Annotated in this window: 18 protein-coding genes; 8 read left to right on the plus strand and 10 right to left on the minus strand. The window is 64.9% G+C overall.

Going from position 1 to position 15,488, the window contains the following annotated elements; translation table 11 throughout:
* Nucleotides 1–205: 205 nt before the first annotated feature.
* From QW845_RS30285 to QW845_RS30300, 4 genes are all read right to left on the minus strand, one after another.
* The gene (locus tag QW845_RS30285) at nt 206–685 is read right to left on the minus strand and encodes a DUF3237 domain-containing protein (protein WP_315805175.1); all 480 of its coding nucleotides are present in this window, start codon (nt 683–685) and stop codon (nt 206–208) included.
* On the minus strand, nt 685–2,004 hold the full coding sequence (locus QW845_RS30290; protein WP_315805176.1) for a TRAP transporter permease: 1,320 nt from the start codon (nt 2,002–2,004) through the stop codon (nt 685–687). The genes QW845_RS30285 and QW845_RS30290 overlap by 1 nt, the downstream gene beginning before the upstream one ends.
* Nucleotides 2,005–2,010: 6 nt before the next feature.
* Complete coding sequence (locus QW845_RS30295; RefSeq protein ID WP_315805177.1) at nt 2,011–2,520, minus strand: TRAP transporter small permease; 510 nt, start codon at nt 2,518–2,520, stop codon at nt 2,011–2,013.
* Nucleotides 2,521–2,772: 252 nt separating this feature from the next.
* Complete coding sequence (locus QW845_RS30300) at nt 2,773–3,792, minus strand: TRAP transporter substrate-binding protein (protein ID WP_315805178.1); 1,020 nt, start codon at nt 3,790–3,792, stop codon at nt 2,773–2,775.
* A gap of 407 nt (nt 3,793–4,199) precedes the next feature.
* Here QW845_RS30300 and QW845_RS30305 point away from each other — a divergent pair, with 407 nt between their 5' ends.
* Entirely contained in the window at nt 4,200–4,613 is a 414-nt protein-coding gene (locus QW845_RS30305; RefSeq protein ID WP_315805179.1) for a PaaI family thioesterase, read from the plus strand.
* Nucleotides 4,614–4,618: 5 nt separating this feature from the next.
* Here QW845_RS30305 and QW845_RS30310 read toward each other — a convergent pair whose 3' ends face one another.
* Nucleotides 4,619–5,503, minus strand: coding sequence for a LysR family transcriptional regulator (locus QW845_RS30310; protein WP_315805180.1), 885 nt, complete (start codon nt 5,501–5,503; stop codon nt 4,619–4,621).
* A gap of 120 nt (nt 5,504–5,623) precedes the next feature.
* Here QW845_RS30310 and QW845_RS30315 point away from each other — a divergent pair, with 120 nt between their 5' ends.
* Complete coding sequence (locus tag QW845_RS30315; protein WP_315805181.1) at nt 5,624–6,265, plus strand: pyridoxamine 5'-phosphate oxidase family protein; 642 nt, start codon at nt 5,624–5,626, stop codon at nt 6,263–6,265.
* Nucleotides 6,266–6,342: 77 nt separating this feature from the next.
* On the opposite strand, the gene QW845_RS30320 is transcribed toward QW845_RS30315, so the two are convergent.
* Nucleotides 6,343–7,071, minus strand: a complete 729-nt coding sequence (locus QW845_RS30320) for a glutathione S-transferase family protein (protein WP_315805182.1) — start codon at nt 7,069–7,071, stop codon at nt 6,343–6,345.
* A 219-nt stretch (nt 7,072–7,290) separates the two neighbouring features.
* On the opposite strand from QW845_RS30320, the gene QW845_RS30325 reads away from it, so the two are divergent.
* Both QW845_RS30325 and QW845_RS30330 read left to right on the plus strand, forming a co-directional pair.
* On the plus strand, nt 7,291–7,989 hold the full coding sequence (locus QW845_RS30325) for a YafY family protein (protein WP_315713748.1): 699 nt from the start codon (nt 7,291–7,293) through the stop codon (nt 7,987–7,989).
* Nucleotides 7,982–8,302, plus strand: a complete 321-nt coding sequence (locus QW845_RS30330; RefSeq protein WP_315805183.1) for a YkgJ family cysteine cluster protein — start codon at nt 7,982–7,984, stop codon at nt 8,300–8,302. Before QW845_RS30325 ends, QW845_RS30330 begins: the two co-directional genes overlap by 8 nt.
* A 24-nt stretch (nt 8,303–8,326) precedes the next feature.
* Here QW845_RS30330 and QW845_RS30335 read toward each other — a convergent pair whose 3' ends face one another.
* The 4 genes from QW845_RS30335 to QW845_RS30350 all read right to left on the minus strand — a co-directional run bounded on the left by QW845_RS30335 (nt 8,327) and on the right by QW845_RS30350 (nt 11,097).
* Nucleotides 8,327–8,719, minus strand: a complete 393-nt coding sequence (locus QW845_RS30335; protein WP_315805267.1) for a hypothetical protein — start codon at nt 8,717–8,719, stop codon at nt 8,327–8,329.
* A gap of 139 nt (nt 8,720–8,858) precedes the next feature.
* Nucleotides 8,859–9,209: a DUF3307 domain-containing protein gene (locus tag QW845_RS30340; RefSeq protein WP_315805268.1), complete on the minus strand. Its 351-nt coding sequence runs from the start codon at nt 9,207–9,209 to the stop codon at nt 8,859–8,861.
* 317 nt (nt 9,210–9,526) lie between these two features.
* The gene (locus QW845_RS30345; RefSeq protein WP_315805184.1) at nt 9,527–10,408 is read right to left on the minus strand and encodes a DUF6537 domain-containing protein; all 882 of its coding nucleotides are present in this window, start codon (nt 10,406–10,408) and stop codon (nt 9,527–9,529) included.
* A 20-nt stretch (nt 10,409–10,428) separates the two neighbouring features.
* On the minus strand, nt 10,429–11,097 hold the full coding sequence (locus QW845_RS30350) for a cyclic nucleotide-binding domain-containing protein (protein ID WP_315713745.1): 669 nt from the start codon (nt 11,095–11,097) through the stop codon (nt 10,429–10,431).
* Nucleotides 11,098–11,390: 293 nt separating this feature from the next.
* Between QW845_RS30350 and QW845_RS30355 the strand changes: the two genes are divergently transcribed.
* The 4 genes from QW845_RS30355 to QW845_RS30370 all read left to right on the plus strand — a co-directional run bounded on the left by QW845_RS30355 (nt 11,391) and on the right by QW845_RS30370 (nt 14,952).
* Nucleotides 11,391–12,503, plus strand: coding sequence for an ion transporter (locus tag QW845_RS30355; protein WP_315805185.1), 1,113 nt, complete (start codon nt 11,391–11,393; stop codon nt 12,501–12,503).
* Nucleotides 12,500–13,294 (plus strand): enoyl-CoA hydratase/isomerase family protein, encoded by a 795-nt coding sequence (locus tag QW845_RS30360; RefSeq protein WP_315805186.1) that lies wholly within the window; start codon nt 12,500–12,502, stop codon nt 13,292–13,294. Before QW845_RS30355 ends, QW845_RS30360 begins: the two co-directional genes overlap by 4 nt.
* A gap of 157 nt (nt 13,295–13,451) precedes the next feature.
* A complete protein-coding gene (locus tag QW845_RS30365) occupies nt 13,452–14,186 on the plus strand; it encodes a LuxR family transcriptional regulator (protein ID WP_315805187.1) in 735 nt (244 codons plus the stop codon).
* A gap of 82 nt (nt 14,187–14,268) precedes the next feature.
* Entirely contained in the window at nt 14,269–14,952 is a 684-nt protein-coding gene (locus tag QW845_RS30370; RefSeq protein WP_315805188.1) for an acyl-homoserine-lactone synthase, read from the plus strand.
* The last annotated feature ends 536 nt before the right edge of the window (nt 14,953–15,488 follow it).

A 15,488-nucleotide genomic window follows, 5' to 3' on the forward strand; every position in this document is an offset into this window, starting at 1 on the left:
GCTCAAGACCGCAGAAGAATCCACGCCATGCACCATGTCCAGTCTGTCTGAACCGGACAGCCGTGGGCTTGTCCCGGGCATCCACGTCGTTCTCCGCAGCCGGAGGACGTGGATGGCCGGGACAAGCCCGGCCATGACGACGTGGAGACAGGCTACCGCCAAACTCAGGCCGCCTGATGCGATCGCACTACGCAGGCCGTGCAGCCTACAGCACCACGTGCACGTCGATGATGACGCGGTCGGCGTGCCGGGCCGCCGAGCCGACGAAGACGTACTCCATCAGCCAGCGATATCTGTCGTGGCCGGTCTCGAACCGCGGGTGGGTGCGGAAGTAGATCAGCTTGGGATCGACCGGCTCGCCGCGCTTGAGCTTCTGCAACAGGTCGACCGGCCCGAAGCGGATGCCGCGGTTCTCGACGTAGATGGTGGCGCCGTCGTCGGTCTCGAAGGCGTATTTCGCTTCGAGGTCGATCAGCTCGTTGGGACGGATGACCTGGAAGTCGGCGCCGAAGTTGCAGATCCGGCCGCTGACGCCCTCGCCGTTCAGGCCCGGCCCCTTCACCTCGCCGCCATGGATCGGGATGATCCGGCGCACGCCGATGCCGGTCTCGCCGGCACTGGTGACGTCGCCGATCATCACGGTGAGGGTGAAGACGTAGCGGGTCTCGAGGATCGGGGTCGTCATCAGCGGGCCATCATCTGTTGCGGCAGCCAGGTGGCCAGCAGCGGGAAGGCGATCAGGATCACCAGGCGGATCAGGTCGGTGACGACGAAGGGCAGCACGCCCTTGAAGATCGTCGAGAACGACACGTCCTTCACCACGCTCTTGATAACGAAGACGTTCATGCCGACCGGCGGATGGATCAGGCCGAGCTCGACGGTCATCACGATGATGACGCCGAACCAGATCGGATCGAAGCCGAGATGGGAGATGACCGGGAAGATGATCGGCACGGTCAGGATGATCATCGCCATCGCATCCATCAGGCAGCCGAGCACGAGATACATCACCATGATCAGCGCCAGCACGCCGTAGGGGCCGAGGCCGAGGCCGGTGAGGAACTCCGTCACCTTCTGCGGCGTCTGCGTCACCGTCAGGAAGTAGCCGAAGATCAGCGCGCCGATCAGCACGGTGAACACCGCGGCCGCGGTGCGCGTGGCCTGCAGCAGCGAAGCCAGGATCTTGTCCTTGTCGAGCCGGCCGGTGAACACGCCGATCAGGAACGCGCCGGTGGCGCCGACGCCGCCGGCTTCCGTCGGCGTGAAGCGCGGCAGGAACGGCAGACCATAGAGACCGCCGATCACGAACAGGAACAGCAGCACCGGCGCCCAGATGCCTTTCAGGCCCGCGATGCGCTCGCGCCACGGCGGCGCCTCGCCCTTCGGGAGAAAATCCGGCCTGACACGGCCGATCACCGTGATGGTGATCATGTACATGGTCATCGCCAACAGGCCGGGGATGATGCCGGCGATGAACAGCTTGCCGATGTCCTGCTCGGTGATGATGCCGTAGACGGCGAGCACGGTCGACGGCGGCAGCATCGCGCCGAGCGTGCCGCCCGCGGCGATGACGCCAGTGGCGAAGGATTGCGGATAGCCGAAGCGGCGCATCTCGGGATAGGCCACCGCCGAGAACGTCGCGGCGGTCGCCACCGACGAGCCGCAGATCGCGGCGAAGCCGCCGCAGGCGGCGACGGTGGCGATGCCGAGCCCGCCACGCAGATGGCCGACGAAGCCGTTGGCGGCGCGGAACAGCTCGCGGCTCATGCCGGAGTTGGAGACGAACGTTCCCATCAGCAGGAACATCGGGATCACGCCGAACGTGTAGTCCGTGACCGTGCGCATCGAGGTCTGGCCGACCAGCTTCAACGCCGCCGTGCCGTTGACGAGATAGGCGAAGCCGGACACGCCGACGAGTCCCATCGCCATGCCGACGGGCACGCGCAGCAGCATCAGCGCAAACAGCGCAACGAAGCCGATGACGGCAACCGCATCCGTGCTCATGCGGCACTACTCCGTGGGCTTGACGTGAGGGTCATGAATCTCCTCGGGGTGGAAGATCAGGCGATAGGTCCGGATGGCGATCAGGAGCACCGCCGAAACGTCGCCGATCCAGGCGATTGCGAAGAACGGCCAGGTCGGCATGTGCAGATCGAAGGTGAGGACGTTGTCCTCATAGGTGCCGCGCACCTTGTCGAACAGGGTCCAGGTCTGCACCGTGACGACGAACAGCAGCACCAGCGTTGCGAAGATGTCGATCCAGCGCTGATAGCGCGGGCCGACATTGCCCCAGATCAGATCCACGGTGATGTGGGTGCCGCGATAGGATGTCGCAGCGATGCCCCAGAAGATCAGGATGCCGAGCAGCATGCGCCCGATGTCGAAGGAATCGGGGATCGAATAGTTCAGCGTGTTGCGGAGCAGCACCGACAGGAAGATGTCGAGCGCGACGATGCCGACGAAGAACGCCGCGATCCATTCGATCGCATCGATGATCCGGTCCATGTAGGCGCGCTGCATGGCGTCCCCGTTTGAAATCTGGTCGTAGGCTTGAAGATTGGAGCGCGCGCTGCCGCGCAGCAGGCGGTGGGCCCCCTCGCCCCGCCAGGGCGAAGCGAAGCTTCGCTAAGGCGGGGAGAGGGTTGGGGTGAGGGGGTACAGGTCTAACGGCTCGCACCACCCGTGCGGCTGCCCCTCACCCCGACCCTCTCTCCGTCAGAACGGGGAGAGGGAGCGCACCGTCTGCTGCGCAACAGCGCGATGTAAAGAGCGCTACTGCGCCAGCGCGTTGTACTTGGCGAGCGAGGCCTTCAGCTCGGTCATGGCGGCGTCGGCATCGACGCCGGTCTTCTTGACGCCGTCGGCCCAGGTCTTGAACAGCGGCTCGGAGGCCTTCTTCCACAAAGCGGTCTGCTCCGGCGTCAGCTTGTAGACCTCCTGGCCGGACTCGGCCTTGATCTTGTCGACGCCGGCGTCCTCGAACTTGCCCCAGGGCTCGCCGACCTTGCCGGCGGTCTCCGTGTTGCAATTGTCGTCGATCGCCTTCTTCTGCATCGCCGACATCTGGTTGTACTTGTCCTTGTTCATGACGAACACGAAGGTCGTCACGTAGAACGGCGCGTCCATGTGGTACTTCGTGACCTTGTCGACTCCGAACAGCACCAGCGAGCCCGCCGGAAAGGTGACGCCGTCAGCGACACCGCGCTCGATGATGTCGCGCACTTCCGGCGCCGACGACTGCACATTGGTGCCGCCGAGCAGGGTGACGAAATTGGCGATCGTCGCATCCGCCGGGCGGATCTTCATGCCCTTGACGTCCTCGGGCACGACGACCTTCTTGGTGCGGGTGTGGAAAGCCGAGGGCGTGTGGACGAAGGCGAGGCAATACTTGACGTCCTTCATCTCCTTCTCGGCATATTTTCGGTACCACGCGTCCAGACCTTCCGAGCCGCCCTTGGCGTCGGAGACCAGGAACGGCAGCTCGCCGGCACCGATGATCGGGAAACGGCCGGGCTGATAGCCGGGATTCACATAGGTGACATCGGCGATGCCGTCGCGCGCCATGTCGTAATGGTCGAACGCCTTGCCGAGCTGCTGGGCCGGGAACACCTTGCCCTTGATGGTGCCGCCCGAGGCCTTTTCGACCGATGCGGCCCAATCCTCCAGCGCCTTCTGCAGCGGATGGCTGGCGGGCACCCAGTGCGAAATCTTCAGCTCGAACGTCTTGTCCTGCGCGAGCGCGGGGGTGGTCACACCGGCAGCCAGCGCCAACGCCAGAAGCGTCTTCCTCATCGGGATCCTCTCCTTCCATCATGGGCCTTCGAGGGCCCTTTGCTTCATTGTTATAGCATATAACCATCATTGCAAGCGTGACGGCAGACCCGCCGTCGCGGCACGCGCGAGCCTGCCCCTATCGCGCCAGCCAGCGCAAGCCTGGCAGACGAAAGTTGCAGCCGCGCGACCAATTCATTAACACGTTAAGCATCTTGAGTGCACCCGAAATTGCACGGCTGCGTCGGCACACCGCGAAATTGCCACGAGGGGTCGAGCGGCCCTGCGGCATCGTGCGCCATCTCCGCCGGCGTCGGCGCGCACCGTTTCAAACATCGGCGCAAAACACGTTTGAAACTTTGTAGGCGGTGCAAAACGCGCGGAGACGTCGTTGACTGCGGACATCGCCAGCAACGATCGAGACACGCGTGAGCAGCATTCCCGCCGGCTTCGAGCCGCATTTCCGCAAGAGCCCGTTCACCGATCCCTGGGAGCCGCTCTACGCCAGGAGAACCGACAAGGCCGTCATCCTCGGCCTGCGGCTCGCCGTGCCGCACACCAATTCGCGCGGGCTGATCCATGGCGGCCTGATCGCATCGCTGGCCGACAATGCGATGGGCTATAGCTGCGCCCAGACGCTGGGCTGGGAGGCGTCGTTGGTGACGATCAACCTCGCAGTCGACTACATCGGCAGCGCCGGGATCGGGCAGTGGCTCAGCGTCGAGAGCGACGTCATCAAGAGCGGACGCACCGTCTGCTTCGTGCAGAGCCTGGTGCTGGCCGACGACGCCGTGATCGCGCGGGCGAACGCAACGTTTCGCGTCGTGCCGAAGAAGGAGTGACGTCGTCAGCCGAAGCGCCAGTCGCAGGTCGTCGCGATCAGGTCGATGAAGGCGCGGACCTTGGCTGATAGGAGCCGGGAGCTCGGGAACACGATGTGGATGGGAAGTGGCGGCGGCTCGTATTTCGCCAGCACCCGCTTGAGGCGGCCGCCACGCAGCGCGTCGGCGGCCTGATAGGCCATCACCCGTGTCACGCCGCCGCCCGCCTCCGCATATTGGATCGCGGCGTCGGCATTGTTGGTAACGAGCCGCGGGCTGACCGCAATCCGCAGTTCCCTGCCCTCCTTGACGAAGCGCCATTCGTCGGCCGGGCCGAATTGGATGGTCTGGTGCTTCGCCAGCGCATCGGGTGTCCGCGGCTCGCCTTGGCCTTTGAAGTAGGCGGGAGCCCCGACCACGATCCGGCGCATGCTGCCGACCTGGCGGGCCACGAGCGACGAATCGCCGAGATGGCCGATCCGAACGGCGCAGTCGACGCCGTCCTCCACCAGATTGATCTGGCGGTCCTCGAGGCGCAGCTCGGCCGCGACCTCGGCATAGCGGCTCAGATACGCGGCCATGACCGGACCGACATGGAGCCGGCCGAAGCCGACCGGCGCCGAGACCACCAGCCGCCCCACCGGCTGTAGGCGCTCGCTCTCCGCGGCGCGCTCCGCCTCCGCCAGATCGGCCAGGATGCGGCTAGCGCGTTCCAGATAGCGTCGTCCGGAATCGGTCAGCGTCACCGAGCGCGTCGTCCGCTGCAGCAGGCGGACGCCAAGATGCGCTTCGAGCGCGGCGACCAAACGGGTGACCGCCGATGGTGACAGCTTGAGCCGGCGCGCCGCCGGTGCGAAGCCGTTCAGCTCGGCGACGGTGACGAACGCCTGCATGGCATCGATGCGGTCCATGGGATTATTGCAACATCTGCAACGATCCAATGTCAACTGGTCAGATTATTTCCCTGGGGGATTGGGACCATATTGCCTTCACGGCGGCAGTCACGGCCGCAGCGACAAGGAGTCATTGCGATGACCCAGCCAACCATCCAGGCACCCGGCGACGTCATGTTCTCACCAGCCGTCAAGGCGATCCAGGCGCGCAAGGGGTCGCGCGAGAGCTACGCGCATGTGGAGCAGAGCCGCGGCTTTCGCCACGAGGTCGACGCCGATCTCGCCGGCCGCCTCGCCGAAGCCACGAGCTTCTATCTCGCCACCGCCTCGGCCGACGGCCAGCCCTATATCCAGCATCGCGGCGGACCGAAGGGCTTTCTCAAGGTGCTCGACAGCCGCACGCTGGCGTTCGCCGACTTCAGCGGCAACCGGCAATACATCACCCAGGGCAATCTGTCGGAGAACCCGCACGCCTACATCTTCATCATGGACTACGCGCATCGCCGCCGGGTGAAGATCTGGGGGACGGCGCGGGTGGTCGAGGATGATGCCGCGCTGACGGCCTCGCTGATTCCGAGAGGCTACAAGGCGCGGCCCGAGCAGGTAATGCTGTTCACGATCAGCGCCTGGGACACCAACTGCCCGCAGCACATCCCGCAGAAGTTCGACGCGGCCGACGTCGCGGAAGCGCTGGCCGTGCGCGATGCGCGCATCGCGGAGCTCGAGGCCGAGCTGGCGAAGTTGAAGGGCGCCGGTGCGTCCTCCGCCTCGGTCTCATGAATGCATGACGATAGCGAGATTCCGGGCGCAAGGCCTGCGGCCTTGCCCCGGAATGGCGCTGCTCCTGAGAGGCCTGTTCAGGCGGCCTCCGCCGCCCTGCCCCATTCGAACTCGGGGTAGTGCTGCGCCATCATGCGCTCGGCATAGGCGACGAGATTGCCGAAGCTTTCGGTCCTGCGGCGGAGCTCGGAGTCGAAGAACGGCGTGAGAATGCCGGCGATGACGGCGAACGCGGTCGCGTCGGTGCCGCATGGACGATCACCCATCAGATAAGGCCGGTCGCCGAGCTGCACCGACAGCGCGCGCAGCGAGCGCGCGGCGAGATCGACGTCCTCGTCCGGCGCGTGCCGGCCGAGCCCGGAGATCAGATAGTTCTCGGCGACACGAAACTGCGCGTCCTCGCGCAGCTTCTCGCGCTTGTCGGCCGGCACGCCGTCGAAGAAATGCGCCGGCCCCTTGGCGAAGTTGACCGGATCGACCCAGCGCGCCCCGACCAGCGCGAAATACAGATGATGCTCGATCATGCGCTCGAACCCCCAGGCCTGCGCCCGCGCGCGCACGTCGAGTCCGGAATCGAAGTCGAAGCCGTATTTGCGCTCGATGTGGGCACGGATGAAGGTCGAATCGGCAATCAGCTCGCCGCCATCGTCGATGAAGGGCAGTTGCCCCTTCGGCGACGCCGGCGGCATCGCCCGCTGCTTCCGATAGTCGAGGCCCGCCATCTTCAATTGCACCTCCGTCTTGGTGACGAAGGGGCTGATCTCCGGCAGGCCGAAGCCCGCGCCCAAACCGAACAATGTGATCATGACAGCACTCCCGACTTCCTGAGCAGACGCCGGACGCTACGAACGTGCTGCTGCCACCATGGTGTCAGCAGCGGCAGTAGCGTGGTGGCCAGGCCAAGGCCATAAAACATCATCATCGACATCACCCCTTCAATCTCGTTGTTGGCCCGGTATAAGGACAGGCTGCTGCCAGCATCCTGTCAGCATCGGCGGGGGTGCTCGCCGCTCGCAGGACACACCATGAGACGCGCCGACCGGCTGTTCCAGATCATCCAGGTGCTGAGACGCACGCGCCGCCCATTGACGGCGGATGCGATCGCGGCCGAGCTCGAGACCTCGAAGCGCACGATCTATCGCGACATCGCCACCCTGATCGGGCAGCGCGTGCCGATCCGCGGCGAGGCCGGCATGGGCTATATCCTGGAGAAGGGTTTCGATCTGCCGCCCTTGATGCTGACGCCGGACGAGATCGAGGCGGCGGTGCTTGGCGCGCAATGGGTCGCGGTCAACGCCGACCCGGTGCTGGCGCGCGCGGCGGAAGACCTGATGGCCAAGATCGCCGACACCGTGCCGGAGCGCTTAAGGCCATTCGTACTGGAGCCGGCGAGCCGCGCGCCGCGGCCGTGGATGCGCGAGCCGGACCGCATCGACATGTCACGCACGCGCTCGCAGATCCACGAGGGACGCAAGATCCGCTTACGCTATCGCGACGAGCAGGGCCGCGACAGCGAGCGCGTGATCTGGCCGATCGCGATCGGCTATCATGACGCGGTGCGCATCCTCGCCGCCTGGTGCGAGCTGCGTCGCGACTTCCGCAGCTTCAGGACCGACCGTGTCGTCGAGGCGGATTATCTCGACGACAAATATCCTGAAAGGCGCGAGGCGCTGCGCGCCAAATGGCGGCGCAGCCTGGTGTGGGAGGTTCCCAAGGATGTCTGAACCGGTGTCTGGCGAGACTGACAGCAGCCCCTGTCAGAGCTGCGGCGCGTGCTGCGCCTATTCGTCGAACTGGCCGCGCTTCACGATCGAGGAGGATGAAGCCCTCGACCTGATCCCGGCCGAGCTGGTCAACGAGCGGCTGTCGGGCATGCGCTGCGACGGCGACCGCTGCTGCGCGCTCGATGGCGAGATCGCGCGCGCCGTCGCGTGCCGGATCTACGCGATCCGCCCTGAGGTGTGCCGCATCTGCATGCCGGGTGACGCCGAATGCGCGATGGCCCGGCGCAAGTTCGGGCTGCCGGTGCTCGCCTGAGCCAAAGGCTAGGAAGACGGGGAGTCAGGCCGTGACCGGCTCGGGGCTGTCGTCGAGATCGTCCTCGAACGGCTTCATCACCGAGAGCGGCTTGGTCGACAGCGAGATCGGCTTGCGGCTCGAGGTCGCGCTGGCCGGACCCGCCCGACCGCCGCGGGACTGCGCATACAGCGCCGATCCGACCCGGCCGCCGAACTGCGACAGGTCCTGCTCGCTGCAGGTGGATGCAATCGCAAGCGCCAGCGGGTGAAGATGCGTGCGCCTGTAACAGAACAGCGCCAGCATGGCCCTCACATCGGCGGAGACGCTCTCGACCAGCGCGGGCAGCCCGTTGGCGTCGGCACGGTAGAGCTCGCCGAGAAGCTCGTCGCCGACCGGGCACGAATCGCTGTCGAACGCATCGCGACTTTGAAGCATCTGTTTGATTGCCATGGCGCGACGATGCGGCGCGAATCGCTAACGTCCGGTTAACCAAACCGAACGGTCGTCCCACCCCCGGCTTGACACGGGGCTGCCGCCGTCGGCGCAGCTTCGCCGCGACGCACCGCGACCGGACTCAGCCGTTCGCGGCCATGAAGATCGAGAGCCCGAATCCGGTGAGGTGATGCAGCGCCTGATCGACGCCGATCAGGGTCCAGAACCATCGGTGCTCGGTGTTCATGCCGAACCGCGACGAGCAGATGCCCTTGATGCGATCGATGGTGATGTGAATGGCGAAGTCGATCACGGCGACGAACCAGAATCTCGGCGCGACGATCAGGATCAGAACCATGGCGACGGCGAGATGGATCAGGCAGTGCACCAACAGCGGCAGCGCCCAGCCCTTCCGTTGGTCCTTGCCATAGGCCATCCAGGCGTTCTGCAGAACGAAGTCGCCAATGATGTGCTTGAAGGTCAGCAGCAGCATCCAGCCGACCAGCGCACCAACCGGAACCTGCGACGACAAAGAAGGAAAAGACAAAGCTGACGCTCTCGCTACGACTAACCCTTGGAACCAACCCTGGGAACCAACCCTTGGACGCACGGGGAACTGGAGGCGTTCAGCGCAATCTGATGAGAATACCCGGCCAATTCGACGCGTATGCGACGCTTATGACATCTCCGGTAGCGAATTGCACGCGAAAGGGAACCTCAAATCGCGCCCTGCTACCCTTCCCGGCAATTCCGCGGGGGGTAAGGTTACCCGCCACCGTGCATCTGCGAACCGGCCGCAGTCGCGGCGTTTCATTCAGCGGCGTCGGTCTTCGGTGCTGACAGCGCCCTCGCCCGGATCTGCGCGATGGCCCGCTTCAGCGCGCCCTGTCCCGGCTCTGCCAGCGCAACGGCGCGCGCCTCGGCGATGGCGGAGGCGAGATCCGAGATCGGCAGCACGCCATCGAAGGTGGGCTTGGCCAGGCCATCGATGATGGCATGCCAATCGGCGAGACCCTGCCGGTAGCCGTCGCCCTGCCCCTGGATCATGGTCGCCGTGCCGATCACGGCGGACGCCGCCGCAGGCTGCTTGTCCAGCGCACGCGCGATCATGTGCAGCCACCGTTCGGCCCAGGCGCGCTCCTCGCCATAGCGCACCGACTGCAGCCGCCAGCGCCGCAGGCCGGCCATCAGCTTGAGACGGCGAATGGCGAGCGGCGATCGAACCGAGAAGCGGACCTTGACCCGGCGCCGGCCCAGCCAGCCGACCTGCTCGAAGGCTGCCAGCAACGATTCCGCCACGGCCTGCGGCAGCGCACCGATCAGTTCGTCGAGGCGAAACCGCCGCACGTCATCGCTCTCGCGTCCCCCCGGGCGCTGCCCCATGTCGAGGCTGATCAATCTGAGCTGGGCGATCCGGATCGGATCCTCGTAGGCCATGCGGGCGGCCAGCAGCTGCGCGATCTGAGACAGCATGCCGGCATCGACGTTCGATCTGCGCACGAATCGCTTGATGCGGTCGACGTAGAGCTGCGCATAGCTCGCGCCCTGATACTCCATCAGCAGATGGATGCCATCGCTCACCGTCGGCACGGCGGCGTCAGGCAGGCCCTGAGGCAGAAAAGGCGGCTCGCCATCGTCGTCGCCGATGACGTCGGCGAACAGATATCGCAGCGAGGACCGGACGCTTTCCACTGGGCTTCAGGCTCCCCGGATCACGCCGGCTTGGCGACGGGCGCCGGCGCGGTGGTCTGTTGCGCCAGCCGCCGCTCGAGCGTTTCGATGTTCTGGAACAGCCGGGCGCTGGCGAGGCGCAGGAAGTAGAAGGCGAAGGCGGGGTTCTGGACGTAGAGCTGCTCGACCTGGTCGTAGGACACCGACAGGATCAGCCCGCCCTCGACGCATTCCAAGGTCTGCGTGCGCGTATTGGACGGGGAAATCATGCCGAACTCGCCGACGATCGCGCCCACCGGCAGCTCGATGCCGGATTCGACCAGGCGGAAGCGGCCGCTGACGATGTAGTACATGCTGTCGGCCTTCTCGTCCTTGTAGAACAGCACCTCGCCGGGACCGCATTTGCGCTCGGTCATGAACGGCTTCAGCCATTCCATGGAGAGGTCGCTGTTGACCGACTGCTTCACGTCGCGGACCAGTTGCAGCATCTGGTGGAGCCGGTAACTGTTGAGCGGCAGCAGCACCCCGTGCAGGATCAGGACCGGATAGTTGTGCATCGGCACCGCGGTCGCGATCAGGACGATGTTGGTGAGGATGGCGAAAACCCGCAGCGGAATCATGGTCCGCATCGACAGCGTGGCGACCACGAAGATCGAGGCGAAGAGGCTGCCGGCGGCGCCCGCATGTTCGACCAGGTGTGAGGTATCCATTGGGATCAACCAGACTCTTGGGACGCAGGAGGGCGGACGCTCGGTTCCGGCCTCCTTTTGCCTAATTTAGCGTGTCCATGCCGACCTCTGATATACGGCGAACAGACGACGTTTGAACCGGTATTTGAGCCGACACTCAAAAATTCCCGCTCGAAGTAGGACGGCTTGGACCTGCCGGAGGCACCCGCGCAACCGACCGGCCCGCATCGTTGACGGGATTCCCCCGATCGGGGCACCTTGCCGCCGCCGCGATCTCCTGCGGCTCTGAGATCAGCGACCGACGCCCGCCAGCAATGACCAAACCGCAGCACCCTGCCCTGGCGGCATTCGTCACCGCGCTGGCCGGCCGCAACATGACCAAGGCGGCCTTTGCGGCCGTGGCGCTCGGCATGAGCGCCATGGTGCTGTTGACGATGGACCCGGCCTACGAGGCCGGACGGCGCTGGATCATCGCCCTGCTGTGCGGATGCCTTGTCTTTTTCGTCGTCGAATGGGCGGTTCGGGTTCAGCAGGCGGCCCGGGCGCATCGCGTCGCCGCCTACCTCATGTCGGGCCGGGGACTGCTGGACACGATCTCCGCTCTCGCCGTGCCGACCGCGCTGGTCTCGGGCATGGAGGCACGCACGGCGTGGCTGCTGGCGGTCATCTGGGTGCTCAAGGTGATCCCCGGCGTGCCTGGCCTGCGCCGGCTCCGCCGGGTGCTGGTGTTGGAAGCGCGTCCGCTGCTGTCGGTGCTGGTGCTGTTCCTGGTGGTGCTGTTTGTCGGATCGGTCGCCGAATACGCGCTCGAACATGACGAGCAGCCGGCCACCTTCGGCACCATCCCGTCCGCGCTGTGGTGGGCGGTCGTGACCCTCACCACCACGGGCTATGGCGACGTGGTGCCGGTCACGCCGCTCGGGCGGGTGGTCGCCGCCACGGTGATGATCTCCGGCCTCGGCGTGTTCGGCCTATGGACCGGCATCCTGGCGACCGGCTTCGCCGCGGAAACCCGGCGCGACAACTTTCTCAAGACCTGGGAATCAGTCAGCAAGGTACCGTTCTTCGCCAGCCTCGGGCCCTCCACCATTGCCGACGTCACGCAGATGCTGCGCACCATCGACCTGCCGCCCCGCGCCGCCGTGATCCGCAAGGGCGAGCCGGGCGACTGCATGTATTTCATCGCCTCCGGCGAGGTCGAGGTCGACCTTCCCGGCAAGAAGGTCCGGCTCGGCGAGGGCGCGTTCTTCGGCGAGATGGCCTTGCTCGGGAACAACCTGCGCTCGGCCGACATCAGCACGACAGGGCTGTCGAAGCTGCTGGTCCTCGACCTCGTCGATTTCCGCGTGCTGATGGCACGCCACCCCGATCTGGCGCAGAGCATCGCTGCCGAGGCGAGGCGCCGAACCATGGAGAACAGGACATGACGACCGGACGGACCACCCAGGCCGATGACGCGCCGAGCATGCCGCTCCTCACCATCGACGGCGCCCGCGCCACCATTCGGCTCAATCGTCCGCGCCATCTCAACCGGCTCCAGCCGGAGGACCTCGCCGAGCTGCTGGCGCTGTTCGACCGGGTCGAGGCCAACGCCGCCTTGCGCGTGCTGGTCTTGACCGGCACCGGGCGGGCGTTCAGCGCCGGCTTCGACCTTGGCGCCATCGGCGCAACGCCGGCGGATAAGGCCGAGGCTTCCAGCCCGGCATTCGAGGAGGTCGTCGACCGGCTTGAGGACCTCGCTTTGCCGACGATCTGCCGGCTCAACGGCGGGGTCTATGGCGGCTCGACCGATCTGGCGCTGGCCTGCGATTTCCGGATCGGAGTCGATACCAGCGAGATGTTCATGCCGGCGGCGCGGCTCGGGCTGCACTATTACCCCAACGGCATCAAGCGCTACGTGTCCCGCCTTGGTATCGACAATGCCAAGCGTCTGTTCCTGACGGCGGAGAAGATCGGCGCGGCCGAGATGCTGCGCATCGGCTATCTCACCGGCATGGTGACGGCCGATGCGCTCGATGCGGAGGTCGACCGGCTGGCGACGGTCCTGGCCGGCAACGCCCCCCAGGCCATGCGCGGCATGAAGCGCGCCATCAACGATTTCGCGCGCGGAGCCCTCGACGATGCGGCGGCGCGCCGCAGGCATCAGGACAGCATGCGCGGCGCCGAAATCCAGGAAGGCATGAAATCGTTTGCAGAGAAAAGAACCCCGAAATTCTGAGCGCAGCCGCGCTCCGAACTCATAAATTTTGCATGCAAATGTCTGTATCCAGCCGGTGCCCCGACACACGCTCAACGAACTATCGACCTAAATCTCCAATTTGCGGTTGACAGCCTTTTGTCCGTGGCTAGCTTGAACCACGGGCGGAGACTTTCACATGCAAGTGATGGACGCGTATTGGGGACGACGAGCTCTGGAGTACGTCGATGCGATCGAAGCGTCGAAGACCAGCGCGAGCGTGCTCTCCCAGTTCGAGAAGATGATCAGCGACCTGGGCTTTCACGCCTACATCATGGCCGGCGTGCCGACCTCGGGCCAATCGCTGCAGCAAACCATTCTCGCCAACGGCTGGCCGCGGGAATGGTTCGACATGTATGCGCGCGAGCAGTTTCACCGCTGCGATCCGATTCCGCGACACTGCATCTCGACATTGAATCCATTCGCGTGGTCGGAGGCTCCCTATGACCGCGAGGACGAGCCCGGCGCGCATGAGGTGATGATGCGCGCGAAGGACTTCCGATTGAACGAAGGCTTCTGCGTCCCCATCCACTACGACGATGCCGTGGGCGCCGTCAGCCTTGCAGGCGAAAATCCGAATCTCGCTCCCGATGCGCGGGGCGCGCTGCACCTGATCAGCATCTTCACGCACAGCAGGCTTCGCGCATTGGCGCGCTCCGCCGCGAGCAACCAGGGCCGACGCCTGTCGCGGATCGAGGCCGAAGTGCTGAGCTGGGCGGCGCGCGGCAAGACCGCGTGGGAGACGGCACGCATCCTCGGCGTCTCCGAACGCAACGTCAGGTGGCATCTGGAAGAGGCACAGCGCAAGCTAGCAACCAAGAACAAGACGGCGACGGTTGCGACCGCTCTTGTCAACGGCGAGATCTCGATCTGATCTGGCGTTTCTCCCACTGGATCAATTCGAGCGCATCGGCAATCTGCAAACCCCAATTTGATTCAGACGACCGGGGGTTTCGATGCCTGAGATTCATGTCGTTCGAAAAGATAATCGCGCTCTGTACGAGAAATATTTCGATTCATATTACCGTCTGCGCCACGAGATCTACGTCAAGCAGCGCAAGTGGATGGCGCTCGATCGTCCGGACGGGCGCGAGATCGATCAGTTCGACACCGAGGATTCGGTCTATCTGTTCTGCATCGACAAGGGCCAGTTGATCGGCTCGATGCGCGCGGTGCCGACGCTGTTGCCGACGCTGATGAGCGACATCTTCCCGTATCTGAATCTGCGCGGCCCGATCCAGCGCCCCGACGTCTACGAACTGTCGCGCATCTTCGTGATCCCGGAGCGCCGCGGCGAGCATGCCGGCCCGCGGATCGACATGCTGCTGCTCACTGCAATCATGGAATACGGCATCTCGATCGGGTTGACCGGCTTTTCGATCGTGCTCGAAACCTGGTGGCTGCCGCGGTTCGAGAAGTGCGGCTGGAAGGCGCGGCCGCTCGGCGTACCTCACATGATGGACGGGATGTCGGTGATGGCCGTGCTCGTCGACTGCGATGAAACGACATGGAAGTCACTCTGCGAGCAGATCGGCCTGACGCGGCCGACGCTGACGTGGCAAGGGCTCGAAGACGTCAGCCGCCAGGCCCTGCCGGATATCTTTCTTCATCTTCCACCAGCCGCTCAGCCAGCGCAATGAGCTGTTCCCGGTGCCGCTTCAGCCTGAGCTTATGGAAGGCCTTCAAGAGGCGGTGACCAAGGAGCGTCGCCTCATCCACCTCGAGGGCATAAAGGTTGGACGGCGTGTTCATGGAATCCATCGCTGACACTTCAGGTTTCGAGCCGTGACTGAACCTTCAATCGAGAAGATCATCGAGCGTCTGCAATTTTGCATCGTTGACGCTCGGGCGATGCAACTCAAAATGTTAGAGAGAATTTTGTCAATATCATTGCTTGAAGCCCACGAGCTGAAGGAAAAGTGCGCGCCCAATTCGACAAACAGCAGCCATTAGCGCTCCTGCACCGACTCTCGCAACACGTCTGGTCCCCGTAGCAACGCGTCTCGGTTGGCGCATCACAGACACAAACTGTTGATTTCAGGGCGGCTTTCGATGTGAAGGCCGGACAGGAGAGCGCGCGCATCGTTGCCGAAACGCGCTTGCCGAACTCGGACGACACCTCGGCAAAATCATGGCGCCGCCGCCCGAGCTGCTCCTTGTTCAGCAAACTCGGTTT

This window comes from Bradyrhizobium sp. SZCCHNS3002, assembly GCF_032377435.1.
Lineage (GTDB): Bacteria > Pseudomonadota > Alphaproteobacteria > Rhizobiales > Xanthobacteraceae > Bradyrhizobium.